This window comes from Nostoc sp. C057, assembly GCF_013393925.1.
Taxonomy (GTDB): Bacteria; Cyanobacteriota; Cyanobacteriia; order Cyanobacteriales; family Nostocaceae; genus Nostoc; species Nostoc muscorum_A.
The window spans coordinates 1,072,482-1,098,974 of record NZ_CP040281.1; the positions used below are offsets into that span (position 1 = coordinate 1,072,482).

Here is a 26,493-nt window from a genome sequence, read left to right on the forward strand (position 1 = left end):
AGCTTTAACAGTAAACCTATTGCACTATAACTAGGGGACATGTTCTCAATCCGTCCCCTACAATTATTAGGTGTTTCTAGCCTTTGAAATTCCTTGATCGTTAAAGTTAGAATAATATTTAATTACAATTCTAATCATGCTAGCTTCGACTATTCAGGTTCACTGTCTATGTAAATGCTGGCTTTTTTTGAAGACTCTATTTATAAACTTCATATAGGAATCTGCTTTGATTTTTGTTCGCGCAGTTTGGCGGTAATAAAAAGGCTTTTTGAGTTGTACAGAGTTTTTTCAAAAATAAAATGTGAGTCCTAAACCTTATCTACCCTGAGAACCGTAGTTTTGTAGTAGTTTTGTAGGTTGGGTGCAGCGATAGCGTAACCCAACATAAATAAGGTGGTAATGTTGGGTTGCGTTTCACTCCACCCAACCTACATAAATATATCTTTTAAAAAACTCTAGGTCTCAATATAGATGAGGCTTATATACATAAATTTGCTAAAAGAAAAGGCAATTTTTATATAAATTCATATTTTATGAACTAAACCTAAATTAAATAAAGCATAACCCAAACTTAATCAAAATAAAATACTTTTTCTTCAGCATTATGTAAGTAACCAAATCATCCTCATGACATTTTCAAGACGTAAATTCTTTGCAATCGCAGGTACAACTGCTGTCGGCACCTTGATGGTGTCTCCTATGAAGGGTCTTCTTGCCCAACAAGCCTATGGATCAAGATATGGCATAGGATATGGGCCACTTTTACCAGATCCCAATGGCTTGTTAGATTTACCAAGTGGATTTCGGTATCAAGTTATATCTCGCACAGGCACTCTCATGAGCGATGGCAGTCTAGAGCCTAGTAATCATGATGGAATGGCAGCTTTCCCTGGGCCCAGAAACACAATAATCCTGGTTCGCAATCACGAACTTAGCAATACTTCTGGTACAAAAGTACAAGTGCCCAATCCCTACGATCCTATTTGCAGAGGTGGCACTACAACTCTGATTGTTGGACGCGATCGCAAACTGATCAAAGAGTTCAGTTCTCTTGGTGGAACCATTCGTAACTGTGCAGGTGGTCTAACTCCTTGGGGTTCATGGATTAGCTGCGAAGAAGATGTAACCATACCGACTGCAACAAATGGAGTCACTAAGCCACACGGTTATAACTTTGAGGTTCCAGCTAAGGCCACCTCTCCTGTTGAGGCAATACCTTTAGTTGAAATGGGACGGTTTAATCATGAGGCTGTAGCTGTAGATCCCAAAACTGGGATTGTTTATCAGACTGAAGATAGTGGAAGTAGCCTCTTCTATCGTTTTATCCCGAAACAGTATGGCAATTTAAAGGCAGGAGGCACTCTCCAAGCTCTGAGGATCAAGGATAGACCAGAGGTTAACACCACAACCGGTTTTGTAGTCGGACAGAAATGGGATGTAGATTGGGTAACTATTCCTGAGCCAAACCCTACTACTGTAGATAATGTCAGAGTCCAAGGTCGTAGCTTAGGTGCAGCCCGGTTTAACCGTGGGGAAGGCATTTGGTATGACGACAACAAGGGCAAGAAAGACAAAAACGGCAAGGATGACAAGAAGAGCAAAGGTGAATTTTACTTCACTGCTACAAGTGGTGGCCCTGTAGGGGGTGGTCAGGTATGGCGCTACATTCCCGGTGAAGAGACAATTGAACTGTTTGTCGAGTCTCAATCTAAAGATGAACTCGATATGCCCGATAACCTAGTCGTTGCACCTTTTGGCGATCTTATCCTCTGTGAGGACGGAAGCGGTGACAATTTCTTGATAGGTATTACTCCCGATGGTGAAATCTACAAATTTGCACGTAACGCCCTCCAAACTGGTGAGTTTGCTGGAGCCTGCTTCTCACCTGATGGTGATACTTTGTTCGTTAACATTCAAAGCCCTGGTATTACTTTAGCTATCTGGGGCCCTTGGACAGGTTATAGAGGTTATAGAGACTAAGATTAATGTCAGCGCTCGCTATATCGCTGAATTATCCTTGCTAAATAGACTTGGGGAGGGGAAGATAATTCCTCTCCCCAAGTCTATTTATTGACATCTTGAGAGTACCGCCTAAAACTGACCATGCAAGAATTGCTATTTGCTGAGTAAATTGGGATATAGAACCAGAAAATTTTCTGTGTAAACTTGACCAGCAAATGGTAATGAAAAACTATTATCAAGATTTTATAATTCGTGATTGGGTCGCAAGCGATCGCACCAGAGCCGCCGAAGTCATTAGTTATGTATTATCAGAATACGGTCTGGGTTGGGAACCCAAGGGCGCTGACCGAGATGTGCTAAGAGTTGAGGAATGTTATTTAGCTACTGGGGGGGAGTTTTGGGTAATTGAACACCAAAGCCAGTTAGTAGGAACTGGGGCATACTACCCCATACAGCGAGGTGAAAAAGCTGTAGAAATCCGCAAAATGTATCTTTTACCCAGCATCAGGGGTTTGGGATTAGGGAAATATTTGTTACAACAGCTAGAAGCAGCGATCGCAAAGCGTGGTTTTGAGCAAATTTGGATTGAAACCGCCAGTGTTTTGGTGGAAGCAGTCAAGCTGTATGAAAGCAACGGCTACACTCCAACGACAGGAGTAGAAACAACACGCTGCGATCGCGTGTATTTTAAGTCATTAGTCATTGGTCATTAGTCATTGGTCATTGGTCATTAGCTAAGAACAAAGGACAAGTGACAAAGGACAAGTGACTAATGCCAAAGGACAATTCTAAATGCACACTTGGATTAAAAATCTCACGGGCTTACTTAATCTTTTTCTCCAATCCCATTGTTCACTATGCCAACGTGCAACTTCCCAAGAATTTTGTCACAACTGCACCAGACAACTCCAAAAATGTCAACGTCAAGACCCAATGTCTCTATGGAAAGAGCCAATACCAGTATTTGGTTGGGGGGAGTATGGTGGACCAGTGAAACGAGCGATCGCTGTGATGAAATACGAAAATCAACCCCAAATAGCCCGCCCTTTGGGTCAATGGTTAGGAGAAGCATGGTTGTTAAATTCACCTAAGCGAGATAGCCAGCCTGTGGTGGTTCCCATTCCCCTGCACCCTAGCAAGCAAAAGCAACGTAAATACAACCAAGCTGCACTAATAGCACAAAGCTTCTGCGAAATAACTGGATTAAAATTGAAACTAAACGGTTTAGCCAGAGTCCGAGAAACTGAAGCGCAATTTGGTTTATCGGTATCTAAGCGAGAAAAAAACTTGGCTCAAGCTTTTGCTGTCGGACAAGAATTTCGCGATCGCCCCCCAAATGTTCCTGTGCTGTTAGTGGACGACATTTATACTACTGGTGCTACTGCCAGGTCTGCTGTGCAAACTCTTCGTCAGTATGGAATAGTGGTCTTAGGATTAGTAGCAGTAGCCACTGCCGTTAAAGACGGATAAATTCCAAAATTAATGAGCTAAATTGAACAGATAAGCGCATAAATCGACCTAATTACTCTATTTTTGTGGAAAAAATTGCTTGAAATGTATGAATAAAGTTTTTGCGGCGGGTTTAAAACAACTCATAATTATTCCTGCCACATTGCTGGCAATAGGTGTAAGTACAAGCGCAGCTTTTGCTCAAAATAAGTTGTATAGTCCAATTCCTTTATCTAACAGTACTGAACTTTCCGATAGCCTCTCAGATAAAGACATTCCCACAGGTCAAGGTGGGTTTGCTCGTGATTATACTGTGAAGTTACAAAAGGGCGATAATTTAGCAGTTGATCTGTCATCTGAAAATTTTGACAGCATCATTACACTGCTAGCACCTGATGGATCGACTCTGGCAGAAAATGATGATGGCCCCGATGGTAGTAGCAATTCCCTACTATTTACCCGCATCGTAGAGACAGGGAATTATGTGATTCGTGTCCGGTCTTTTGGGGAAACTGGGGTTGGGGCTTTTAAACTCAAGGTGACAAAGTTGCAACCGATTAAATAATTGGGAATTGGGAAGAGGACTTGGGGACAAGGAGAATTGGGGACAAGGGGAAAGACTTATTTCAAGTTCTCACCTCTTGTCCCCTTGTCCCCACATCTTAAAAAACGGTCATCACGCAAAGAAATAAGGCTTCAGTCCACTCGACGACTGCACCGTAGGTGTCTCCGGTGTGTCCGCCTAATTTGTGGTTGAACCATGCACCGGTTAAAGTAGCGATCGCACTTCCAGCAATTATCATTGCCAGTGCCAGAAGTAATTGCTGTTTATCTATCAGCACAAGTAAACCACTCAAACCAAACAATAACAACAATCCTGGTAACAAATCTTTGTAAGAACGAATGGCTTGTTTGTGAAATGCACCTTTGCCGGTTGGTTTCAGATAAGGATATCGCGCGATCGCTACCTGTTGTCCCCAACGTCCCCAGCCACAAGCAGCCATCAGTAACAAACAACGGTTTTCTGGCATATCTGTTAAGGCTGTTATTTTGAGTAGCACCAAGGCGATCGCAGTCATTGCTCCAAATGCACCTGTAGCACTATCTGCCATCACCTCCAGCCGCCGATTTGGGTCGCCCACTGCTAAACCATCGGCAGTATCCATTGCCCCATCTAAGTGCAGTCCTCCAGTTATGCCAATCCAAATACTTACTACCAAAGCACTACGAGTTAACACTGGCATCCCAAGATAATCCATCCCCGTATCCAGTAACCCTAAAATTCCCCCAATTATCAACCCTACAAGCGAAGCAAGACGTGCCACTCCCTGAAAATCTAATCCGTTCAAATACGGCAATGGAATACTTGTGTAAAATATAATACTAGCTGCCAGCTTTAACAGCAGCTTTTTCCACCACTGTTGCTGTTTCGTCATCTTAGTTACATTAATATTTGGTTAATTGCTGGATAATCATCATAATTGACTACAATTGAACATCAGTACACTTTAAAGCTTTAGATAAGATTTACTTCTGTTAGAGATTATCACTGAAAATTTTGTTATGCTGGTCTAAGTAATAAATAAAAAATTTTGAGTAGTTTTTTATACAAAAAATAAATGATTCAGGAAATTAAAATTCCATCAAGAATCAAAATTTGTGTTTTGTATTCGTTAACTAAAAACTTACTCTAAATTGTTAGACGATTGCCCCACAAAATTGATATTTTTTTAAATGTAGGGAGTAAACAAGCTATTCAATTTTGACAGTTTAGCTCTGTTATCGCTCTCCTTAGCTCAATCGCTATTTTCCTATGAGTCACCATCTACCCGACACCAGGATACCAGCTCCGTGCATTATTAACACGGGCATCATTGTGAATAAGCTCGACATCCGGCGATTGCTGGCAGATTTAGGTCGAGTCCACTACATCTACACCCAAGAAGATAAGGTACTGAGCGAGGGTGAAGGGGATGTGATGGAAGTTTTTGCTAATCCACAAAGGTCTACCTTAGTGGCTAATCATGCGCTATATTTGAATGTTTGTAGTTTTGATTACTTGGAACTCAAACAGTCATCGCAACAAGAAACTTACTTCGATTTGATGCAAGAAGGAGTGTGTCTGCGGTTGATTCCCCGCTCAACCCCCATACAAGAGCGACGAGAGCGAACCTTCAATGTCAGCGCCATAGAAGCGATGATGGAGCAAGTCCTTTCAGCCAGATGGGATGCAGAAATTGACGATGACTGTTCTGATTCTTTTTAAAATAGCGACTACTATACCAATTTGATGTAAGGCTGCGCTTTATTGATGTAGGGGCAATTCATAAATTGCCCCTACATCGTATAGTTTTGCATAAGTCTTAATAGGCGCATCTTCAAAAATCTAAAATGGCATGAGTGCGAATTTTTCCTTTGAATGTCTTGCTTGCTGTAGTCAGACAAAAGCTAGAGCCGGAGTGTTTTTTACTCCTCACGGGGTTGTAGAAACCCCCAGATTTATGCCAGTGGGTACGCTGGCAAATGTCAAAACTATCACCCCAGCCCAGCTACGAGATACTGGGGCGCAAATGGTTTTATCCAATACTTATCATCTTCACCTACAACCAGGAGAAGCGATCGTGGCTGGGGGTGGAGGATTACACAAGTTTATGGGTTGGAACGGCCCAATGCTCACAGATTCTGGTGGGTTTCAAGTGTTCAGTTTAAGTGAGATGCGAAAAATTACTGAAGAAGGTGTAACTTTCCGCTCACCACATGATGGACGAATTATTAACTTGACACCAGAACGCTCCATTGAGATTCAAAATACTTTAGGGGCAGATGTGATCATGGCCTTTGATGAGTGTCCGCCTTACCCAGCGACTCGCCAAGAGGTGGAAACTGCTACTGAACGGACTTATCGCTGGTTAGAACGCTGCATAACGGCTCATCAACGTAGTGAGCAGGCTTTGTTTGGGATTGTGCAAGGGGGCGTGTATTTGGATTTGCGTTGCCGTGCGGCTGAAGCTTTGGCTAAGTTAGATTTGCCTGGATATGCCATTGGTGGCGTGAGTGTGGGAGAACCGCCAGAATTGATGGCTGAGATTGTAAAAGTGACAGCACCGCTTCTACCTCCCGAAAAGCCGCGTTATTTGATGGGCGTGGGTACTTATCGGGAAATGGCGATCGCGATCGCATCTGGTATAGATTTATTTGATTGCGTAATTCCCACTCGCTGGGCAAGACATGGAACGGCAATAGTCCAGGGCGGACGCTGGAATTTAAAAAATGCTAAGTTTCGTGAAGATTTTACGCCATTAGATGAAACTTGTCCCTGCTACACGTGTCAAAATTTTAGCCGAGCTTATGTATCTCATCTGGTGCGATCGCAAGAAATTTTAGCTTATACCTTGTTGAGCATTCACAACATTACCGAGCTAATTCGCTTTACCCAAAAGATTAGAGAAGCAATATTAAGCGATCGCTTCACCACAGAATTTGGCCACTGGCTCAACGAAGAAAGTGGAGATGAAGAGTCGGACTAGGAACTGGGAAGATAAGCAATGCCAATGACTAATGACTAATGACAAATTACAATGACCAAACCATGTTAAGATACTTCTCAATTATGAAAGCTGTGTTGGATAGGTGGATTTAAACAAACATGGAAGCAGCACTTTTATTAGCAAAACTGCCTGAAGCTTACCAAATTTTCGATCCTTTGGTAGACGTTCTCCCAGTCATCCCTGTATTCTTCTTGTTGCTTGCTTTCGTTTGGCAAGCAGCCGTGGGATTTAGGTAAGTTAATCTATTTTTCAATTGAGTAGGACAGGTAACATACCTGTTCTATTTTTTTGTGGCACTATGTTTTTTAAAATTTACATTTATTAATATTTTGTAATGTTTTAATATAATAAATAAGATGTGAATCAAGCCATGTCAATATGAAGCCTTGAAAGCCAAGCTTAGAGTCAAGGAGGAATAAATTATGGGTAATATCAAATTCGTTAAAGAGAATAAAGAAGTAGTAGCGGCAGATGGTGCCAATCTCCGACTCAAAGCCATGCAAAATGACATTGATATATATACATTCATTGGCAAGATGACCAATTGTGGCGGTAATGGTCAATGTGGTACTTGCATTGTTGAAATAGTCGAAGGACTAGAAAATCTTTCCCCTCGCACAGAAGTAGAAAACCGGAAATTCAAGAAAAAGCCAGAAAATTACCGCCTTGCGTGTCAAACTTTAGTGAATGGCTCAGTCAGCGTAGTCACAAAGCCTTAAATTTTTTGGGAGCATTCGTAGTTAGCATTTGAGAAAGTAAAAAATTTGGGCTAACTCTGTCATTGATAATGGTATCCTAATGTTGTTGACTGGAAAACTAAGAGAGGCTTTCTTGCCATGCAAGTTAATGACCTGGGGTTCGTAGCGAGCATTTTGTTCGTATTAGTTCCCACTGTGTTTTTACTAATTCTGTACATCCAAACTGCTAGCCGCCAAGGTGGAAAAGATAGTTAAGAATTTGTGTATAAAATAAATAATCCCTGCACTAGTAGTGTAGGGGTTTTTATTTATCAACCACTAATTGATTGCTGTATATGGATTGCGCGGCGTTTAGCCTGTGTTGAGTAGTAAAGACAAGACAAATCTTACTTCTTTACTATCTTATTACAACAATTTTTATACTCAGCATTCTTGACTTAAGCTATAGTCCGCGCCAACAATACCGGACAAGTAGCATTGACTCGAACATAGTCAGACAAGGAAGATCCGATAAGTCGATCTATATCAACAAAACTCTTAGCGATGGATGGACGACGATCTGGAGAACCGAGCAATAATAAGTCTATATTCAACTCTTCTGCTAACCGACAAATTTCTTCACCAGGTTTGCCACTGCTGATATAAGAACGAGATTGGATACCTTGTTTTTGAGCTTCTGCAACTGCGGCTGCTAAAACTGGATTTTTATCTGAGTTAACCTCGGTTATTTCCGATTTTTTACCACCTAAATCTGTACTAATATTTGCCAAAATTAACTGGCCTCCCTGAATATCTCGCAGTAAAAACAGTGCCAATTTCAAGCAGTTTTTTGCAGAATCAGAGTTGTCTATTGCCACCATAATGCGCTTAATTTTTTTCACATAAATGTCATCTTTTACCAGCAACATGGGGCGAGAAGATAGCTGGAAAACATACTGACTAACTGAGTTCGATAAAATAGATTGTAGTCGCTTCAGTCCGCGTGAACCCATAACAATCAAGTCAGCGTCAATTTCATCAGCTACTTGGCAAACTACATCTTTGGGGTCGCCTTCGCGCAAAATTGAAGAAACCTGGCTAGGATCTAAGTTCAAAGTTTGAATGGCATTAGCCAGAATTTTACCACCATTTTCCCATTTAGTGGTCATGGTAGCAGCAGTATTTTGTGCCTGAACAACATGCAAAATTGTAACTTTCGCAGATTCAATTGAAGGGATTTCTCTCAGGGTTTTGAGCATTTCTTCTGCGTGTCCCAATCCCGATACAGTCAGCAAAATTTTTCTTATCATCTTACGTAGTTGTTGTTAAGTTTACTTTTGTTTTCGCTGTTGTTACTATTTGGCTTAGGTCGGATTTTCACCACCTCGCTTGATAACCTAGTTAGTAAGTTGACACAATAAACTTTGTTTTTTAGTATTTAATACTTAAAAAAATGGCAAAGTACAAAATACTCAACAAATATTTAAGTTTGTTTGCACCTAGTTACTTAAATCGTCAACTAGACTTCAATTGTTAAGCATACTCTCTATTTAGCCTGATGAACTTAATAAAATATGATGTTAGTTATCATTGTTAATCTATATTCACTTTTTTTAATTAGAAGCTAGTTAAGTATTGCAAAGAAATTCCCAAATAACTTTTAATGAAAATTGATTCGCTGTAGCCTTTAACAAGCGATCGCTTCTAGCTTGAATAATCTAAAGTTATATTTCATACTACAAAGACCTCTCCCTAGTTTTACTATGCAAAATCTTCCCTCTCCGAGTCGGAGAGGGAGAGACTTGAACTTGAGTTAAAGTCAAGGAGAGGTTGATCGAACTCACGTTAACTCAGTTGCGCTCCTGGTTGTCCGTTTTGGACTGTAAACGAAGCTAGAGTTTTGACAGAGGCATTCAAGTCAACGATGCTTGATACAACGCGGTAGTCACTTTGCCAGCGTTGTGGGGTAAGGTTGCAACGGACATATCCCCGAAAAGCACCATCAAAAAACTTGGTATGGGGATTGTTACTTAGTGAAGCTTGAACTGGAGCGATAAATGCTGTGGGAAAGTCAGAGGTAATTGAGGTTCCTACGAACTCAGTGCCTACTGTGGCTGAATTGGGGTTATTAAAATCAAGCTTTAGATCGTGTACCCAACTAGAATGGATGTCTCCGGTAATCACCACTGGATTAGAAGGCTTGCGCTGGTTTAGAAAACTCAAGAGCCGATTACGTGCAGCTACGTAGCCGTCCCACTGATCCACATTGAAGACACCGGGGCCTGGACTACTATTAAAATTGTACTGGCCGAGCATGGTCTGTTGAGCAATCACATTCCAGCGCGATCGCGACTGATCTAACCCTTTTCGTAGCCACTGCTCTTGTTCTGAGCCGGTCATAGTAGCATTTGGATCAAAAGCTTCTGGGCAGCGAGGCTTCAGTCCATCATTACAAGGTTGGTTAGTGCGGTACTGTCTGGTATCTAGGACGTTGAACTCAGCTAAATTACCGAAAGTCAACCGCCGATAAAGCAGTGCATCTGGGCCCTTGGGCAGCGAAGACTGACGGAGGGGCATGTGTTCGTAATAAGCCTGGTACGCACTAGCTCGGCGTTTCCTAAAAGCCTCTTCGGTTTGGTTGTCTTCGGGGATTAAGTTGGCATAATTATTGTCAACTTCATGATCGTCCCAGGTGACAATCCAGGGAAAAGCAGCATGAGCAGCTTGGAGACTCTGGTCTGTTCTGTACAGGGCGTAGCGATCGCGGTAGTCTGCAAGAGTAATGATTTCTGGACTGTTATGCTGGCGTGGTCCACCAGATTGTGGCCCATATTCATAGATGTAATCACCTAGATGAACTACAAGGTCGAGGTTTTCCTCAGCCAAATGCCGATAAGCCGTGTAATAGCCATTTTGCCAGTCTTGACAGGAGACAAAAGCAAAGTTTAGTTGTTGGGTATAGCTATAAGATGCTGGTGCTGTGCGAGTCCGGCCAATGGGGCTCACTTCCCTACCCACTTGAAATTGATACCAGTACCAACGGTCAGGGTCTAGCCCACGCACATCAACATGGACTGAGTGCGCTAACTCTGGTGTCGCTAGTACTGTTCCTCGACGCACAACTCGTTTCATGTTTTCATCAAGGGCAACTTGCCACCGCACTGGCACATTTACCACTGGCATTCCACCTCCAGAAAGTGGATTTGGAGCCAGGCGTGTCCAGATAACAACACCATCCGGCAAAGGATCGCCAGAGGCAACACCAAGACTGAATGGATAACTAGAAAACCTTGAGCTAGCCAATACCGGATGCCACTGGCTAGCAATTGTTAACCCAGTTAACAATCCTGCACCCAACAAAAAACTCCGCCGTCTACACCGATTTGCTAGCAGTTTGCCATCTATAAGTTCCATATTCACCTCTACCCAGATGTAAATACAAGGAACCTAGCAATCCAGGATCAAGCAGAAATTAAGATTTTGTTAAGTTTAATATTGGGAATTGGGCATTGGAATTGGTTATCAATAATTATTCTTCTCTGCTCCTTATCTCCCCATGCCCCATGCCCCATTCCCCATTTCCCATTTAATTTAAAACCTGCCATTTCCCTGAACAATGTGCTTAACAGTGGTCAAAGTTTCTAGGCTGATAAATCCTCGACGATGACCTTTTTGGTTAGACATACCGAGAAACACCGAATCTCCACGCGAGGGGTTGCGGGAAAAACGCGGGGAAGTGTTGATGTAGGTAGAGGCACTGTTAACTCCCAAAGCAAACTGCCGACTTTCTTGGTAGGATTCAGTAACGATGGAGTCAGCATGACCACTGCTGTGTTCATTAATCCAAGCGATCGCACCCTCTAAGCTATCTACAAGTTTAAAAGCTACTGTCTTTGTTAAATAAGGATTTCCCCATTCGCCCTCCTTCACCAGCTGCAACTGAGGAAAGGCTTGTACTAGTTCTGCATCCCCTCTAATTTCAAAACCTTTTTCCATCAAGCTGTTCCACAGAACTGCTAAGGATGATGGCAAGGCTTGACGATGAATGAGTACCTTTTCAATGGCATTGACTTGATCGGGTTCACTTTGATGGCTATCAAGAATCATCCAGCGCACCATTTCTAAGCTGGAATTTAGTGACCAGTAGAGATAACAGTTACCCATCGCGGACTTTAAGACTGGGCAAGTTGACTGTCGTACTACCTGCTGTACCAAGCTAGAACGTCCGTAGGGAATAACTAAATTCACATACTGGTCTTGGGTGACTAAATCCCGAATTGAAGCACCATGTTCGGCTGTAATCAGTTCTACACAGCCTGGAGGTAGACCAACTTCTGCGATCGCATTTTGCAGTGCCTCAGCGATGGCGGCGTTGGAATGGCTAGCTTCAGTACTGCCTTTGATAATTATACTATTGCCAGTTTTAATACAAAAACCTGCTGCGATCGCTCCTAAATCGGGAAAGGCTTCATAAATAAATCCAATCACTCCCAAAGGCATTAACTGGGTGTAACTCTGGGAATCTTCCAGTTGATAATCAGCCGTTCTGACGCGCCGTAGCGGATCTGATAATTCCCCTAACCGTTGTAAAACGTCTACTGTCATCTCTAGCCTTTTAGGAGTCAGCTTCAGCCAGTCCAATATCAACTCTGGCACTGCCATTTCTCGACTGGCTTCTAAATCCAACGTGTTGGCTTCTAGAATGTCGTCAAATGAGCGCTCAAGAGCTTGCGCCATCGCCAATACTGCACGACTTCGGTCTGCTCCCTTTGTGATCCCCAACTTTAGGGAAGCTTGATAGGCTCGTTGGGCACTGGTAATCGGTTCGGGGTGGTCATCTAAAACTTCAACAGTCATTGAGTTAACGTCTGTAGGTAAGCCAGACCATTAATGCTGGCAGAATAGCTAATAGCACCGCCACCATTGCCCAAGCAATAATGCTGGAACCATTTGCTAATCGCAGTGCTAATGGCAGCCATATAATCACTAGCACGAAAATAATGCCAAGTGCTATAGGCAGATAGCTTTCTCCCAAGCGGGGATGGACAACATGCCAACTATTTCCCACCCAACGCCAAGCCCGTTTGTAGGGATAGGTGGTGGAAAGCTGTTCTAGGACATGACCATTATCTTCTACAACAAAGATTTGCTGACAGCGATCGCAACCAAATGCTTCTGTCAACGTAATCGGAATTAACTGACCCCGGCGACGACAGGGACAGGGGTATTCAGCATTGAAATCTATTTTTTCGGGTTTTTGAGATTGCACAAGCGTTCTAGTAACTTGAGCGTGTTTTACACGAACTACGACAATATAATCTTTTGGTAAATGCAATAGAAGCTTCTGCTACTATAGATTGCTCTCTTTATATACATATATTGCAAACAGTAGATGCAGCAGACTCTAAGTATCCTAATTTTCATATCAGTACGGAGTTTTTTATTTGTTATATTTCCCCGAAGCTGACAACCTTATTTAAAATTTCCTTCTACTACATAAAATCTAGACAAAGCTAGATATTATTTGACATTTCAATGGGAGCATAGGAGCGGTTATCCCTTAATGTCGAAACACGATTTAGCTATTCGTGCATAAGTTTCAAAATGTTTAGATGTATTTAACACTTCGGCTACGCTCAGTGTGAAATCTTAGTCAGCACACTGCTGATATTTATGACATACATAAACCTGTTTTAAGAGACTAATACCCTTGAATTCCCCCATAGTTTGAACAAGTTTTACTAGATGGGTAAAATCTATCCACAAATAAACAGTTCCACCATATCTAAATTACTTTATATTCTACCTATCTATGAAATTCATCAAAATTCGGAACGATTCACAAGAATACAGCGCGAATCGCCAAAAACTTCAATGCACCCTAAAAATACTAAACCTCTTGAGATTTTTAACTTCAAGAGGTTTTAGTTGGAAGCGGGTGACGCGATTCGAACGCGCGACATTCACCTTGGCAAGGTGACGCTCTACCACTGAGCTACACCCGCAATCAATTGCCATATATCAATATCTCAAATTTATCTCTGATTGTCAACCCCTTTATTTATTAATTTGTCATTGGTCATTGGTCATTGGTCATTGGTCATTAGTGAATGACAAAGGACAAATGACTAATGACTCATTTAGCCGAGTTCTTCTGACTCCGCCGTTAAATTGCCGATGCTGGCACTTTGAAAAGAGGCTGGCAAAGACTGGCTATTACGAGAATATGGCTCTGCTAGGTTAGAACGCAATTGCCGCATCAGGCTTGCCATTTCTAGGGCGTTTAGAGCATAATCCCAGCCATGATTACCTTTGATACCTGCCCGTTCTAAGGCTTGCTGCATAGTATCTACTGTCAAAATGCCAAAAATTACTGGCACTCCAGTTTGAAAACTAGCGGCGGCGATACCTTTAGAAACTTCGGCGGATACATAATCAAAATGGGGTGTTTGCCCACGAATGACTGCACCTAGACAAATTACAGCATCATAACGATGGGAAAGTGCTAGTTGGCGAGCTACTAAAGGTACCTCAAAACTTCCTGGAACCCAAACATAGTCTACCTGATTACCTTGGGGGTTAGGATCTACACCGTGGCGTTTCAAGCAATCTTGACATCCCTCTAGCAGCTTTCCGGTAACAAGGTCATTGAATCGACCAATCACCACTGCAAACCGCAAAGGCTCCGTTTGGGTAAAAGTTCCCTCGAAAACTGCCATGACTGCCTCTTAATCAACTATAGTTCTGGCCAATATACATTTCTTATTTAAATGTAGAGGAGCAGGAAAGCACGGTTAAAAAAAGGAAATCGGAAAAAATTTCTTCTTTTCTCCTTTGGTCTTTGACCTTGGCTTTTCTGCCCCTCTAGTTCTTATATTATGTGCCTGCGCCAGAGCAAAGCCGTCGTCTACACGACAAAAAAGTTTAACAAACCAACTAAAAATACCAAAGCAATCCAGACGGCAGAACCAACCCAGAGTAGTTTTTTAGATTCAACCCAATTTTGGGGAGTAGCGTAAGCAACCGGAACGCCTACAACCAGGACAAAGGACAATAGGACTAGACCTATCAAGGCAAATTGGAATATTATGGTCATTTTTGCTTCTCCCAATACAGCGAAATACTAAGGATAGAATATCCTAAAGGGCGACACTGACACTTTCTTATTATTTTTAAGCTAGCAGAAATTGCAACATTTTAGTCATTTGTCCTTTGTCTAAGTACCGATGACTAATGACTCTTAACTATGGATTTAATTCTTTGCCACACAACCGCAGATTTTGACGCACTAGGAGCAGCAGTAGGGTTAACGCGCTTACTACCGGGAAGTAAGATTGTGCTGACTGGCGGTTCTCATCCTCCTGTGCGGGATTTTTTAGCATTGCATCGGGATGAATATCCGCTAATTGAACGCCGTTCGGTGAATCCTGAAAAAATTCGTTCTCTGACTGTGGTGGATACGCAACAGCGCGATCGCTTGGGTAAAGCTGCTGAGTGGTTAGATTTACCCCATCTTCGGGAAATTATAGTTTATGACCATCACTTAGGACAAGAATCAGATATTCCTGCCACGCGATCGCATATTTCCTCGGTAGGAGCCGCCACAACTTTAATTGTGGAGCAATTGCAACAACAGGAAATTTCCTTGACTTCTGCTGAAGCGACTGTGATGGCTTTGGGTATCCACGTTGACACTGGCTCCTTGACCTTTGACCAATCCACAGCAAGGGATGCCTTAGCTTTGGCTTGGTTGATGCAACAAGGTGCAAGTTTATCGGTAATTTCTACCTACCGTGACCCTGGCTTGTCTTTGCAATTGCAACAGTTATTAACTGAATCTCTAGAAAATTTAGAATATCTTTGCCTACGTGGATATACTATTGCTTGGGTAATTTTGAAAACAAATGCTTTTGTGCCAGGGCTATCGAGTTTGGCTTCAGAACTCGTGGAATTAACCGAAATTGATGCCATTCTTTTGGCTAATGAGTATCCTTTGAGTGAAAATGATTCACGCTTAACTATAATTGGGCGATCGCAAATTCCCAAAACAAATCTTAATCTATTATTTCAACTCTTGGGCGGCGGCGGTCATTCACAAGCCGCATCGCTAAATCTGAGAGGAGTTGATTCACAAGCAATATTAAAACAACTCCTTGACGGGGTAAAAGCACAAATTCCCCACCCCCTCACCGCTAGGGATTTGATGTCTTCTCCTGTCCGCACGATTCTACCTGAAACCACAATTGCTGAGGCACAGCGAATTTTGTTGCGCTATGGACACTCTGGTTTATCTGTAGTCGATACTCAAGGGCAACTAGTAGGTATTATTTCGCGTCGGGATCTTGATATCGCCCTGCACCACGGATTTAGTCATTCGCCAGTCAAGGGCTATATGACAAGAAATCTGAAAACAATTACACCAGATACAACACTGCCGCAAATTGAAGCGCTGATGGTGACTTATGATATCGGACGCTTGCCAGTATTGGAGAATGAGCAGTTAGTTGGTCTTGTCACTCGTACTGATGTCTTGCGGGAATTACATCAGGAAAGGGATGAAAACGGAGAAGGTGGAGAGGAGGAGAGACAGAAAAGTAATATTAATCTCCCGCAATTGCAAAATAAACTTGCTCCTCAGTTATGGCAATTACTCACCATCGCATCGCAAGAAGCCGAAAAACGAGGTTGGCATCTTTATCTTGTCGGGGGTGCGGTGCGGGATTTGCTGTTAGCTGAGACAGCAGGTAGCTTGATGATTAAAGATATTGACCTAGTAGTTGATGGCTTTCACAAATCAGCAGATGTTGGCGCTGGTGTGGAACTAGCAAAAGCACTCCAACAACTTTACCCTGCGGCTCGTTTAGAAATCCACGGGGCTTTTCAAACTGCTGCTTTGTTGTGGCACAAAGACCCAGAATTAGATTCTCTTTGGGTAGATATTGCCACCGCTAGAACAGAGTTTTATCCTTACCCGGCGGCGAATCCAGAAGTTGAGGCGAGTTCGATTCGTCAAGATTTGTATCGTCGAGATTTTACCATTAATGCGATCGCCTTGCGGCTCACCTCTCCCCGCTCTGGTGAATTACTCGATTTCTTTGGCGGTTTACTCGATTTACAAGCTAAACAAATCCGGGTTTTACACCCTAACAGCTTTATCGAAGATCCCACCCGCATTTATCGCGGCGTGCGTTTTGCCGTGCGCTTCGGATTTGAAATTGAACCACAGACTGAAGAGTTTATTCGCTATGCCATCAACAGTGGTGTTTATGATCGCACTTCCCAAGAGAATACCAAAACCCCAGCCCTACAAACTCGACTCAAAACAGAATTAAAGCACATCCTAGAAGCGCCCTACTGGAAATCAGCTTTGCAGTTACTCGATAACTTAGGAGCGTTGCAATGTATCCATCCTACCCTCAAACTAGATGGTTTACTCTTGCGACAATTACGTTTGTTAGAACGCTGTTTGCGACGATTTGATGCTGAACAAACTCTCATTCACTGGCAAATGCGTCTAGAAGCATTAATCGCCCATCTAGCACCTGAATATCGGGTGAAAGTAGCACAAAATTTGCAATTACAAGAGGATAGCATTGTTAGGTTGAAGAACTTAGTTCAAAGCTTTAGTCAAGTAATAGAATCTTTACCCACTTTTCAACACCCCAGTCAACTAGTGCAGTTGTTGCGGCAATATGATTTACCAATGCTGATTTTAATTGCTTTGCAAAGTCCGCGAGATATTAGACATAAAATTTGGGAATATTTAACAGTTTTGGCGAATGTGCAGCCACTATTAAATGGCAATGATTTAAAGAAACTTGGTTACAAACCAGGGCCACTGTATCGGCAAATATTAGATGATGTACTTGCTGCTACCTTGGATGGAGTGATTAAAGATAAGACTGAAGCTGAGGAGTTTTTAGCGCAACACTATCCTAAATGAAATAGCTCTGGTCTAAATTGTATCTGGATCGATATTTAACTCCCGCAATTTTGCTGCTAAACGTTCAGCTTTTTGTTCGGCTTGTTCTGCCTTTTGTTCAGCTTGTTCTGCCGTTTCCTCCGGTGTTGGTACTAGTTGCGCATCTCGCGTAAAAAACCGCAATAAACCTTCATAAACTCCCAAATATAACCCTAGCTGATGACTCCACAAATATCCTTCTTCACTTGGTTGTAGAGGTTGATATTCTCCATCTACTAAATGAAATCCTGCAAATTCTTGTGTGTAAGGGTCAAACCAAAAATAATCGGGTGTACGGAAAGTATCTTGATAAATTTTTTTCTTTAAATCTTTGTCAGTATTCGCTGTTGAGTCAGACAAAATTTCTAGAATTACATTCGGATATTTACCATCTTCTTCCCAGACTACCCAACTTTTGCGGGTTTTACGTTCAGTTCCCAGCACAACAAAAAAGTCTGGCCCCCGGAAGTATTCCGATTTGCGTTGGCGCGGACTGTAGTAAATAGTTAGATTTCCCGCCGCATAAAAATCATTTCTATCTCTCCACAACCATTCCAGACATGTTAATAGTAGGATTATTTGTCGTAAATGAAGTTCGCTTTCCAAGGGAGGCTCATCACTATATAAATCACCAGGGGGAAATATAACATCTTGGCAGATGCCTTGTTGAGAATCTAATTCTTGAGCTATGGTCATAGAATGGATACGGCATCAAGTAGTTATGGATTTATTTTAACAGTCTCGTAGTTAGTGATCGCGCGTAGCTAATCGCCTATTTTGAGGGTACAGGTAAATCGTCCAATTCAGGCTTTATCATCTCAAAACCAATTTTATAAAAGAACCTATCCTGAATATCTTACCTCTGCGTTCTCTGCGCCTCTGCGGTTAAAAATCTTTATTTCCCACTGAGAACGAGCGATCGCTACCCTTCCGAAATTCCTTTATGCTACACTGTAGTCAATATCAAACCTCATCACAACTCCAACGAGATAGCTGAAATGAAGTAGTACCAAACACCTATTGCGCCAAAGCAACAAATGTCAACAAAGAATAAACGCAACTAGTTTGACAGGGTTACTTCACACAGTCATGTACTAACAATATTGTCATCATTCATATTTACATTTAACCGCTTGGTAAGTGTCTGCGGCTAAGTTTTTTGTGTCTAATATACCCGTAACTCCTGTAAACATACGGGCAGAAGCTTGCGAATTTAAGTTTGGAAATAATGCAGAAAAAATCAATATTATTAGCTGAGAATTTAGCTTACGAACTTAGCTTAGATAGAACTTTGTTTCAAAAAATCCAGGTGAGTATTGAGGCAGGCGATCGCATTGCTTTAGTCGGTCGCAATGGTGTAGGAAAATCAACTCTATTAAAGATACTTGCAGGTCAAATTAGTCCCAGTATTGGTTCTATTTGGCGCAATGGTGTTGTCTACTATTTGCCACAAATCAGCACTGTCAGACAAAAAATTACAGCAGAAACAGTACTTGATTTTTTGATTTATGTCTCTGATGAATGGTGGAAGATTGAGGAGATTTTGCAAACACAATTCGATACAAATATTAATCTTTATCTACCAATTGCTAACTTGAGTGGTGGAGAACTAACAAAACTATTTCTGGCAATCGGATTATCTCAACAGCCCAATTTGCTGTTGCTAGATGAGCCAACTAACCACATGGATTTGCAAGCCTTAGAAAGCTTAAGACAATTTTTGCAAAATTTCACTGGTGCGTTTGTAATTGTCTCACATAAACCCTTTTTCTTAGACCAAGTTACAGATGTTACTTGGGAACTCACACCTGATGCTTTGAAAGTATATGGAGGAAATTTTTCTCAGTATCGAGAACAGAAAGAAATCGAGTTAGAGGCAGCATTGCGATCGCACGAAGTCGCCAGAAAGGAACTCAAACGTACCCAAGCCACAGCGATGCAAGAACAGCAACGCGCAGCCTAATCTAAGCATAACGGTCGCGCCAAGTTTCTCAATGGTAGTATTGATAGAATCGCAGCAGGACTCATTAAAACCAAAGCTGAGGTGTCTACTGGAACTGCAAAAAAGAAACACGAAGCAGCAGTAGCCAAAGCTAATCAAAAGGTTGCAGAGACAAAAGTCAAAACTACAAAAGTTACAAGTATTCCGCTAGAGGAAAAAAATCAAAAGCGCCGAAATCTCATTAATATCCAGGGTGCAAATCTTAGGGTATCAGAACGTCTATTGATTCAAAATATTCAACTGCACGTGTCCTCTGGCGATCGCATAGCCATTATCGGCGCAAACGGTTCTGGTAAATCGAGTCTGGTAAAGGCTATTTTAGGAATGGAAAACCAAACAGTAGTTTTGGACTCAGGTGAGGTTTTGCTTGCACCAGCGATGAAAGCTGTATATCTCGATCAAACCTACGAACTTGTAAATCGTCAATACACAATTCTGGAAAATATGCAAGCTGCCAATGCTAATCTTAGCTATCAGCTTTTGCGTCAACAGTTGGGACACTTTCTCTTTAAATATGATGATGTTCACAAAAGCGCCTCTGTGCTGAGTGGCGGTGAATTGGCAAGATTAGCGATCGCTATGATCGGTATCTCAGAAATCGATCTGCTGATTCTCGATGAGCCAACTAATAACCTAGATATTGAAACCGTTGAACAAATGGTAGTAGGTATCAATGACTATCAAGGAGCTATTTGGGTCATTTCCCATGATTTAGATTTTCTCAGTCAGATTAACATTACTCAAAGTTTCAACTTGAGAGAGCAAGCCTTGCAAATTACAACCTATTTACCCAATACACCAGAGCAATATTATCAAGAGTTGCTGAAATGTCATGATATATGTTATTCCAGACCGGTGTAGCTGTCGCTTGTATGTCTGTCAACTCCGCGAATGATTGAATTGGTATATCGCTAACTCTAAATCTCTAACTCTCCAGCAGAAGCCGTAAAGCATACAGGCAAGTTATAATTCTCTTGCGGATCAACGTAACAAAAATTTATGAGTAACCCACTAGTACAAGCCTTTTTCGTAGGCAGAGCAGTAGCCGAAGTAGTTAATGAGCGTTTAGAGGTCGCCTTGACCGATGCTTTGAGCGATCTGGGCAAATTTGATGCAGAAGCTAGAGAGCAGTTACGCCAGTTTACAGAAGAAGTCCTAGAGCGGGCAAATCGGTCAGCAGAAGCAGCTAATTCTGGTCAAGCTACTACGGGTAGTGGACAAACCAATTCTGATTCAGGTGACTTGCAAGCAGATATTGATGAATTACGAGCAGAAATTGCCCTGTTACGCACAGAATTGCAACATTATCGCAGAACTTCTGCGTAAATTTAGTCATTGGTCATTGGTCATTGGTCGAAAATTATTCACAAATGACAAATGACAAATGACACTTATGAAAAAACAGTTTAGGAATCAGAGTGTCTTCTTTTTCAAGTGATTCGGTTGCAAACCAACGGTACACAAAAGGATATGGAACAAGGTTATTCAGATAAGGCATACCGTTGGAATCGGGAAAAATACTCTAGCAGACGGCGTTTTGTGGACATTTGGTCTTTTGTCTTGACCTTATTGTTCAAACTTTGGCTATACAACAAATCTTGGAGTTATCCGGGTGGCGTGACTGAGGTAAAGCAAACTGCAAGACGCAAAACCCAAGCGGTCTGGATTCGCAATACCCTGCTGGATTTAGGCCCAACCTTCATCAAAGTTGGGCAACTGTTTTCCACCCGTGCTGATATCTTCCCTGGTGAATATGTAGAAGAACTAGCCAAATTACAAGACAAAGTACCGGCATTTAGCTATGAGCAAGTAGAAGCGACCATTGAGAAAGAATTAGGCAAAAAAATTCCTGAACTCTTCGATAATTTTGAACCAATTCCCTTAGCTGCTGCTAGCTTGGGACAAGTACACAAAGCTGTGCTACATAGTGGAGAATCGGTTGTTGTCAAGGTGCAACGTCCTGGATTAAAGAAGTTATTTGAAATAGATTTACAAATTCTCAAGGGAATTACCCGCTACTTTCAAAACCATCCCAAATGGGGACGTGGAAGAGATTGGTTAGGTATTTATGAAGAATGTTGTCGCATTCTTTGGGAAGAAATTGATTATCTTAACGAAGGTCGTAACGCCGATACTTTTCGCCGAAATTTTCGCGGCTACGATTGGGTGAACGTCCCAAGAGTATATTGGCGTTATGCCAGTTCCAGAGTGCTGACTTTAGAATATCTCCCTGGAATTAAAATTAGCCAATACGAAGCTTTAGAAGCAGCCGGTTTGGATCGAAAGGCGATCGCTCGTCAAGGCGCTCAAGCTTACTTACTACAGCTACTCAATAGTGGTTTTTTTCACGCCGATCCTCACCCAGGCAATATTGCCATTAGTGCAAGTGGGGCTTTAATATTCTACGATTTCGGCATGATGGGGCGGATTAAATCCAACGTGCGCGAGGGACTGATGCAAACACTGTTTGGCATCGCTCAAAAAGATGGCGATCGCGTTGTGCAGTCTCTGATCGATTTAGGCGCGATCGCCCCAACAGATGATATGGGCCCAGTGCGGCGTTCCGTCCAGTACATGCTGGATCATTTTATGGATAAGCCCTTTGAAAATCAGTCTGTGGCGGCAATCAGTGACGACCTTTATGAAATAGCTTATAATCAGCCATTTAGATTTCCAGCAACCTTCACTTTTGTGATGCGAGCCTTTTCTACCCTAGAAGGAGTAGGCAAAGGTTTAGATCCAGAGTTTAACTTTATGGAAGTTGCCAAACCTTATGCAATGCAGCTTATGACCGATATGAATGGTTCTGAGGGGAATACCTTTATTAATGAATTAAGTCGTCAAGCAGCTCAGGTAAGTAGTACTGCTTTTGGTCTACCACGTAGATTAGAAGATACGCTAGAAAAGCTAGAACGCGGAGATATGCGCCTCCGCGTTCGGTCTATAGAAACTGAACGGCTATTGCGGAGGCAGAGCAGTATTCAGCTCTCAATGAGCTATGCTCTGTTAATCAGTGGTTTCACACTTTCAGCTACGATCTTAGTAGTTAGCAATCATGTCTGGTGGGCACTGCTGCCTGGTTTAATTGCACTAGTGATTTCAGTGATCTTGATCCGACTACTTTTGCGCCTTGACCGTTACGATCGTATGTATTAATTGTTGCAAAAAAAATTATGAAACTTAATTTCACGGGTTTTAGCGATCCGGGACTTATTCGTTCTAATAATCAGGATGCTTACTATGTCGACCCAGAAGGGCGGTTTTTTGTTGTTGCCGATGGAATGGGTGGCCATGCTGGAGGTGAAGAAGCAAGCCGCATAGCCACGGCAGAAATTCAGGCATATTTGCTGGCAAATTGGGAATCTTCTAAATCTTCTCAAGAATTGCTAGAGCAAGCTTTGTGGGGTGCCAATGAAGCGATTTTGCAAGATCAGCAAAATCATCCCGAACGTGCTGATATGGGCACAACAGTTGTAGCAGTAATTTTTCGCGCCCCAGAGTCACCCTGGTGCGCTCATGTTGGCGATTCGCGGCTGTATCGCTTCCGAGAATCGCACTTAGAGCAGGTAACAGAAGACCACACTTGGGTTGCACGAGCAATCAAAATCGGTGACATAACCTTAGATGAAGCGCGATCGCATCCTTTTCGTCATGTATTATCGCGCTGTTTGGGGCGTGAAGACTTGCATCAGATTGATGTGCAACCACTAGATGTCAAAGCTGGCGATCGCTTGCTTTTATGTAGTGATGGTCTTACAGAAGAACTTGTGGAACAGAAGATTGCTAGCTGTCTCTTAGATGCTCCTTGGCTTGATAAGGCCGCCATCTCTCTAATTGAGGCTGCTAAGGATCATGGAGGGCACGATAACATCACAGTTGTCATCGTTTCACTAGAATAAATAGTCATTAGTCGATGCTTAGTAACCTTAAACAAAGGACAACTGACAAATGACAAATGACAATTCTGGTAGATATACTCAGCAATTTGTTCAGTGTGAGCATTTTTAGTTTTTACAATTTGATACAAATATTTTTAGCCTCCAAAGTCAACTAATGAGGCTGAATTTGCATCAAATTGATAAATTGACATCTTGCACATAATAAGGTAGAGCGACTATAATTCACGCTTATTACCATTCATTCCCCAACCTCCTGAAAGTCCTAGCTTTCGAAGCTTCCTCCATATTTATTTGTGGAGACAGAGTATCTTATGTTTTTCTCAAACAGGAAAACGTATAGGACTCAGGACAAAATCTGCTTATCTCCTCAAAAGAGATCAGTGCAAAACAGAAATGGTTGAGAGGTAGTTATATCTACACTTCGTTCAAACAGAGCTTATTTTCCGGAATACGGCTAGGCTGACTTGGGTAGTATATCAGCAGGATTAGGTGCAAGATATCATATCAAAAAAAATCCACACTTAGGATGTGGGCAACGTGTCAAACAATTGTTATCTTTCTTAATACGGAGGAACAAATGTTGGACACATACAAGTCCAATTATTATCCCATTTGGACTTCTGTAAGCGATATCACCTTTACGCGTTTTTTTACGGAGTTAAATATGAACCAACCAATGAAACTATCCTTGGAACAGCAATTCAGCATCTGCTCATTTGCCACTCAAGTACAGAATATGAGCCACGACCAAGCTAAAGACTTTCTAGTAAAGCTCTATGAGCAAATGGTAGTGCGCGAAGCAACTTATCAGGAGCTTCTTAAACATCAGTGGGGCTTAGATTCCGGTTCCACTATGGCATAGAGTCGTTCTACTGTCGCAGTGGACGACCTCCTTCTCTTGCTTGGTTCCAAGGAGGAAAAGAGCTGGGGATGTCGGGGCGTCAACTTCGATAAACAATTTCAAAAGAGCGGCGCAAGAATTCAATTCAATAAATTAACTAACAACTAGTAAAACTTTCGACTGCACATCTGCTGGAGTCTAGACATAACTTTAGCTTTGCAGGCTAAACTTACCGTTCGCTTGAGCAAAACTTTTTTACTTTCTCTTTTGTCTGGTCAGAGAATTACACTTGCGTAATATTTACAACTCTCTGAAATATGTACACAAGAATACTTAGAGATAATTTAGACATTCCACATTTTGCAGATCGCGTTTTCACTCTTTATACATATAACTAGAACTTACATCTTTATATATATTTTGTTTATAAAAGTTTACATTCTTTGAGTTAGTAGCTCTTAGCTACATATATTACATGTAATATTAAGAAATTATTCCTAGCTGGAAAGATCGTATGGAGAATCTGTATCAATGCTTTCCAGTTTTGCCAGAATTTGAGGCTTAATTTTTTCGTACTCATTTTTAAGCAAGCTTTTACTCATTTGCGGGTCGGCAGAAGACATCAATGTGTTGCTCATTGCGACCCACTCTTGCAGTCGTTGACGCTGGGCAGAAGCGACGCTGGAAGGTAAGATGTGTGTACACCGATTTGGTGTTTCTCGTGCAAAGAACAACAGTCGGTAGTAACCTGTGTGCTGTAATAACCGAGTAATTTCTTGACCAAGACTGGTTTTTAGATCAAGGTAGTAAGGTAACCATTTGGCACCATGCTTGCGGTTGTAGATGACAGTAATCCATAGCAACATGGGATGGGGAATAGAGATAAAAAGAAATTGGTTATAGCGGGTACAGAGTAAGCGCTTCTGAATTTCTTCTTGCGGTAGCATCACCCATAGCGCTGGTAAAACCTCCCCATTGCTTTGAATGGACTGAGGAAACACAATATCGGCAATTGGTTTATTTTGGGGCCAGGAAATAGCACGAGCGATTTCATCGTTAGACAAGGATGCCCGCAAATCGGCTTTAGTCTTTTGTTCAAGCTCAGGACTAGCCGTAGTAGTAGGAATTAGGGCATAGCTATCTTGCTTAACTTTGCGTGTATGCTCAGGTTTTTCTAGAGATGCTAGAACTCTCAGGATTTCGTTGATACTCTGGGGGCGATCGCGTGCTACCTTAGCGAGACAACTCATCACCAAATTTTCGATTTCTTTTGGTAGTTCTAACCCAGGTGCAACCTCAGCAAAAGAACGTGGTTTTTGATAGTGATGTGTTTTATACCATGCTCCAAAAGAATGAGTTTGTGCCACTAGTGGCATTTTGCCTGTGAGCATCTCAAACATCATTACACCCAAACTATAAATATCAGCACGGTTGTCTAATTCCTTACCCTCCATCTGTTCGGGAGAAGAATAAGCCAATGTCCCCAAATAGAATTTTGTATGGTCGCCATCCGACTGTAATAACTTAGCAATACCAAAATCTAGAACCTTGACCAATTCTCCGAAACTGGGATCTTGAATCACCAACATATTGCTTGGCTTGACATCCCGATGGATAATTGGGCAAATTGTGCCCTCAACTGGGATGCCATCATGAGCGCACTGTAACCCCAGACTTAGTTGACGCGCCATACTCAGAAATCTTGGTAAAGGCAGTCGTTGCTTACGAATAATATTGTTTAGGCTTTGTCCTTGTAGATATTCCATGACGTAGAACGGGGTATTATTCTCATCTACGCCATAGTCCATAACTCGGACAATGTGGATACTTTTTTGACCTAGTAAAGCACAGGTTTTTGCTTCTCGCTCAAAGCGGTCTTGCAATCGCATCTTTTCATTTTGAATTGATAGAGCGAGAAACTTAACCGCGACAGGTACACCTCCCAACAAAGTATCTTTAGCACGATAAACTCGACCCATTGCTCCAGTACCGATTAACTCCTGGAGTTGGTAGCGTTTGCTGAGTAAGCGACCAATGTTGGGGTCTGACATAGAGAATTTGAATCCAAAAGCAGGTTGTAAGTGTTTAGGAGAAAAAGTGCATTCAAACTGATATATGAATTATTGCGCCCAGAAATGACTTTCTAGATTCGTA

25 protein-coding genes and 1 tRNA gene are annotated in these 26,493 nt (G+C 42.0%); 16 read left to right on the plus strand and 10 right to left on the minus strand.

Annotated features, from left to right (window positions below; all coding sequences use genetic code 11):
- The first annotated feature begins 627 nt into the window (after window positions 1-627).
- From FD724_RS04450 to FD724_RS04465, 4 genes are all read left to right on the plus strand, one after another.
- Entirely contained in the window at window positions 628-1,980 is a 1,353-nt protein-coding gene (locus tag FD724_RS04450) for an alkaline phosphatase PhoX (protein ID WP_179071723.1), read from the plus strand.
- Window positions 1,981-2,183: 203 nt separating this feature from the next.
- Entirely contained in the window at window positions 2,184-2,675 is a 492-nt protein-coding gene (locus tag FD724_RS04455; RefSeq protein WP_179071724.1) for a GNAT family N-acetyltransferase, read from the plus strand.
- A gap of 79 nt (window positions 2,676-2,754) precedes the next feature.
- A complete protein-coding gene (locus FD724_RS04460) occupies window positions 2,755-3,432 on the plus strand; it encodes a ComF family protein (protein WP_179071725.1) in 678 nt (225 codons plus the stop codon).
- A gap of 88 nt (window positions 3,433-3,520) precedes the next feature.
- Entirely contained in the window at window positions 3,521-3,976 is a 456-nt protein-coding gene (locus FD724_RS04465) for a PPC domain-containing protein (RefSeq protein ID WP_012407084.1), read from the plus strand.
- A gap of 97 nt (window positions 3,977-4,073) precedes the next feature.
- Here FD724_RS04465 and cobS read toward each other — a convergent pair whose 3' ends face one another.
- Window positions 4,074-4,847 carry an adenosylcobinamide-GDP ribazoletransferase gene (cobS, locus tag FD724_RS04470; RefSeq protein ID WP_179071726.1) on the minus strand — a complete coding sequence of 258 codons (774 nt, stop codon included), beginning with the start codon at window positions 4,845-4,847 and terminating at the stop codon, window positions 4,074-4,076.
- 377 nt (window positions 4,848-5,224) lie between these two features.
- Between cobS and FD724_RS04475 the strand changes: the two genes are divergently transcribed.
- From FD724_RS04475 to psbM, 5 genes are all read left to right on the plus strand, one after another.
- Window positions 5,225-5,677 (plus strand): hypothetical protein, encoded by a 453-nt coding sequence (locus FD724_RS04475; RefSeq protein WP_012407086.1) that lies wholly within the window; start codon window positions 5,225-5,227, stop codon window positions 5,675-5,677.
- Window positions 5,678-5,807: 130 nt separating this feature from the next.
- The gene (gene tgt, locus FD724_RS04480) at window positions 5,808-6,938 is read left to right on the plus strand and encodes a tRNA guanosine(34) transglycosylase Tgt (RefSeq protein ID WP_179071727.1); all 1,131 of its coding nucleotides are present in this window, start codon (window positions 5,808-5,810) and stop codon (window positions 6,936-6,938) included.
- A gap of 119 nt (window positions 6,939-7,057) precedes the next feature.
- Entirely contained in the window at window positions 7,058-7,195 is a 138-nt protein-coding gene (locus FD724_RS04485) for a photosystem II reaction center protein K (RefSeq protein ID WP_006195022.1), read from the plus strand.
- Window positions 7,196-7,381: 186 nt separating this feature from the next.
- Window positions 7,382-7,678 carry a 2Fe-2S iron-sulfur cluster-binding protein gene (locus FD724_RS04490; RefSeq protein WP_114083568.1) on the plus strand — a complete coding sequence of 99 codons (297 nt, stop codon included), beginning with the start codon at window positions 7,382-7,384 and terminating at the stop codon, window positions 7,676-7,678.
- A gap of 117 nt (window positions 7,679-7,795) precedes the next feature.
- On the plus strand, window positions 7,796-7,912 hold the full coding sequence (gene psbM, locus FD724_RS04495; RefSeq protein WP_012407089.1) for a photosystem II reaction center protein PsbM: 117 nt from the start codon (window positions 7,796-7,798) through the stop codon (window positions 7,910-7,912).
- Window positions 7,913-8,094: 182 nt separating this feature from the next.
- Here psbM and FD724_RS04500 read toward each other — a convergent pair whose 3' ends face one another.
- The 7 genes from FD724_RS04500 to psbZ all read right to left on the minus strand — a co-directional run bounded on the left by FD724_RS04500 (window position 8,095) and on the right by psbZ (window position 14,732).
- Window positions 8,095-8,946, minus strand: coding sequence for a universal stress protein (locus FD724_RS04500; protein WP_179071728.1), 852 nt, complete (start codon window positions 8,944-8,946; stop codon window positions 8,095-8,097).
- A gap of 535 nt (window positions 8,947-9,481) precedes the next feature.
- Window positions 9,482-11,050, minus strand: coding sequence for an alkaline phosphatase (locus FD724_RS04505; protein WP_179071729.1), 1,569 nt, complete (start codon window positions 11,048-11,050; stop codon window positions 9,482-9,484).
- Between the two features lie 177 nt (window positions 11,051-11,227).
- Window positions 11,228-12,493 (minus strand): glutamate-5-semialdehyde dehydrogenase, encoded by a 1,266-nt coding sequence (locus tag FD724_RS04510; RefSeq protein WP_179071730.1) that lies wholly within the window; start codon window positions 12,491-12,493, stop codon window positions 11,228-11,230.
- Window positions 12,494-12,497: 4 nt separating this feature from the next.
- Window positions 12,498-12,905: a hypothetical protein gene (locus FD724_RS04515; protein ID WP_114083723.1), complete on the minus strand. Its 408-nt coding sequence runs from the start codon at window positions 12,903-12,905 to the stop codon at window positions 12,498-12,500.
- Between the two features lie 664 nt (window positions 12,906-13,569).
- A tRNA-Gly gene (locus tag FD724_RS04520) sits at window positions 13,570-13,641 on the minus strand.
- 135 nt (window positions 13,642-13,776) lie between these two features.
- A complete protein-coding gene (gene ribH, locus FD724_RS04525; RefSeq protein WP_094346524.1) occupies window positions 13,777-14,355 on the minus strand; it encodes a 6,7-dimethyl-8-ribityllumazine synthase in 579 nt (192 codons plus the stop codon).
- Window positions 14,356-14,543: 188 nt separating this feature from the next.
- Window positions 14,544-14,732 carry a photosystem II reaction center protein PsbZ gene (gene psbZ, locus FD724_RS04530; protein WP_012407095.1) on the minus strand — a complete coding sequence of 63 codons (189 nt, stop codon included), beginning with the start codon at window positions 14,730-14,732 and terminating at the stop codon, window positions 14,544-14,546.
- A 150-nt stretch (window positions 14,733-14,882) separates the two neighbouring features.
- Between psbZ and FD724_RS04535 the strand changes: the two genes are divergently transcribed.
- Window positions 14,883-17,579, plus strand: coding sequence for a CBS domain-containing protein (locus FD724_RS04535; RefSeq protein WP_179071731.1), 2,697 nt, complete (start codon window positions 14,883-14,885; stop codon window positions 17,577-17,579).
- 12 nt (window positions 17,580-17,591) lie between these two features.
- Here FD724_RS04535 and FD724_RS04540 read toward each other — a convergent pair whose 3' ends face one another.
- A complete protein-coding gene (locus FD724_RS04540) occupies window positions 17,592-18,293 on the minus strand; it encodes a Uma2 family endonuclease (protein ID WP_179071732.1) in 702 nt (233 codons plus the stop codon).
- A 532-nt stretch (window positions 18,294-18,825) separates the two neighbouring features.
- On the opposite strand from FD724_RS04540, the gene FD724_RS04545 reads away from it, so the two are divergent.
- The 6 genes from FD724_RS04545 to FD724_RS04570 all read left to right on the plus strand — a co-directional run bounded on the left by FD724_RS04545 (window position 18,826) and on the right by FD724_RS04570 (window position 24,360).
- A complete protein-coding gene (locus FD724_RS04545) occupies window positions 18,826-19,560 on the plus strand; it encodes an ATP-binding cassette domain-containing protein (RefSeq protein ID WP_179071733.1) in 735 nt (244 codons plus the stop codon).
- An 81-nt stretch (window positions 19,561-19,641) separates the two neighbouring features.
- Window positions 19,642-20,460 carry an ATP-binding cassette domain-containing protein gene (locus FD724_RS04550; protein WP_256874451.1) on the plus strand — a complete coding sequence of 273 codons (819 nt, stop codon included), beginning with the start codon at window positions 19,642-19,644 and terminating at the stop codon, window positions 20,458-20,460.
- A gap of 138 nt (window positions 20,461-20,598) precedes the next feature.
- Window positions 20,599-20,925 carry a DUF6825 family protein gene (locus tag FD724_RS04555; protein WP_012407099.1) on the plus strand — a complete coding sequence of 109 codons (327 nt, stop codon included), beginning with the start codon at window positions 20,599-20,601 and terminating at the stop codon, window positions 20,923-20,925.
- A 144-nt stretch (window positions 20,926-21,069) separates the two neighbouring features.
- Window positions 21,070-22,755, plus strand: a complete 1,686-nt coding sequence (locus FD724_RS04560) for an AarF/ABC1/UbiB kinase family protein (protein WP_114083575.1) — start codon at window positions 21,070-21,072, stop codon at window positions 22,753-22,755.
- A gap of 17 nt (window positions 22,756-22,772) precedes the next feature.
- On the plus strand, window positions 22,773-23,498 hold the full coding sequence (locus tag FD724_RS04565) for a Stp1/IreP family PP2C-type Ser/Thr phosphatase (RefSeq protein ID WP_179071734.1): 726 nt from the start codon (window positions 22,773-22,775) through the stop codon (window positions 23,496-23,498).
- 664 nt (window positions 23,499-24,162) lie between these two features.
- Window positions 24,163-24,360, plus strand: coding sequence for an NblA/ycf18 family protein (locus tag FD724_RS04570; RefSeq protein ID WP_041565841.1), 198 nt, complete (start codon window positions 24,163-24,165; stop codon window positions 24,358-24,360).
- 476 nt (window positions 24,361-24,836) lie between these two features.
- On the opposite strand, the gene FD724_RS04575 is transcribed toward FD724_RS04570, so the two are convergent.
- Complete coding sequence (locus FD724_RS04575; protein WP_179071735.1) at window positions 24,837-26,390, minus strand: serine/threonine-protein kinase; 1,554 nt, start codon at window positions 26,388-26,390, stop codon at window positions 24,837-24,839.
- Between the last annotated feature and the right edge of the window lie 103 nt (window positions 26,391-26,493).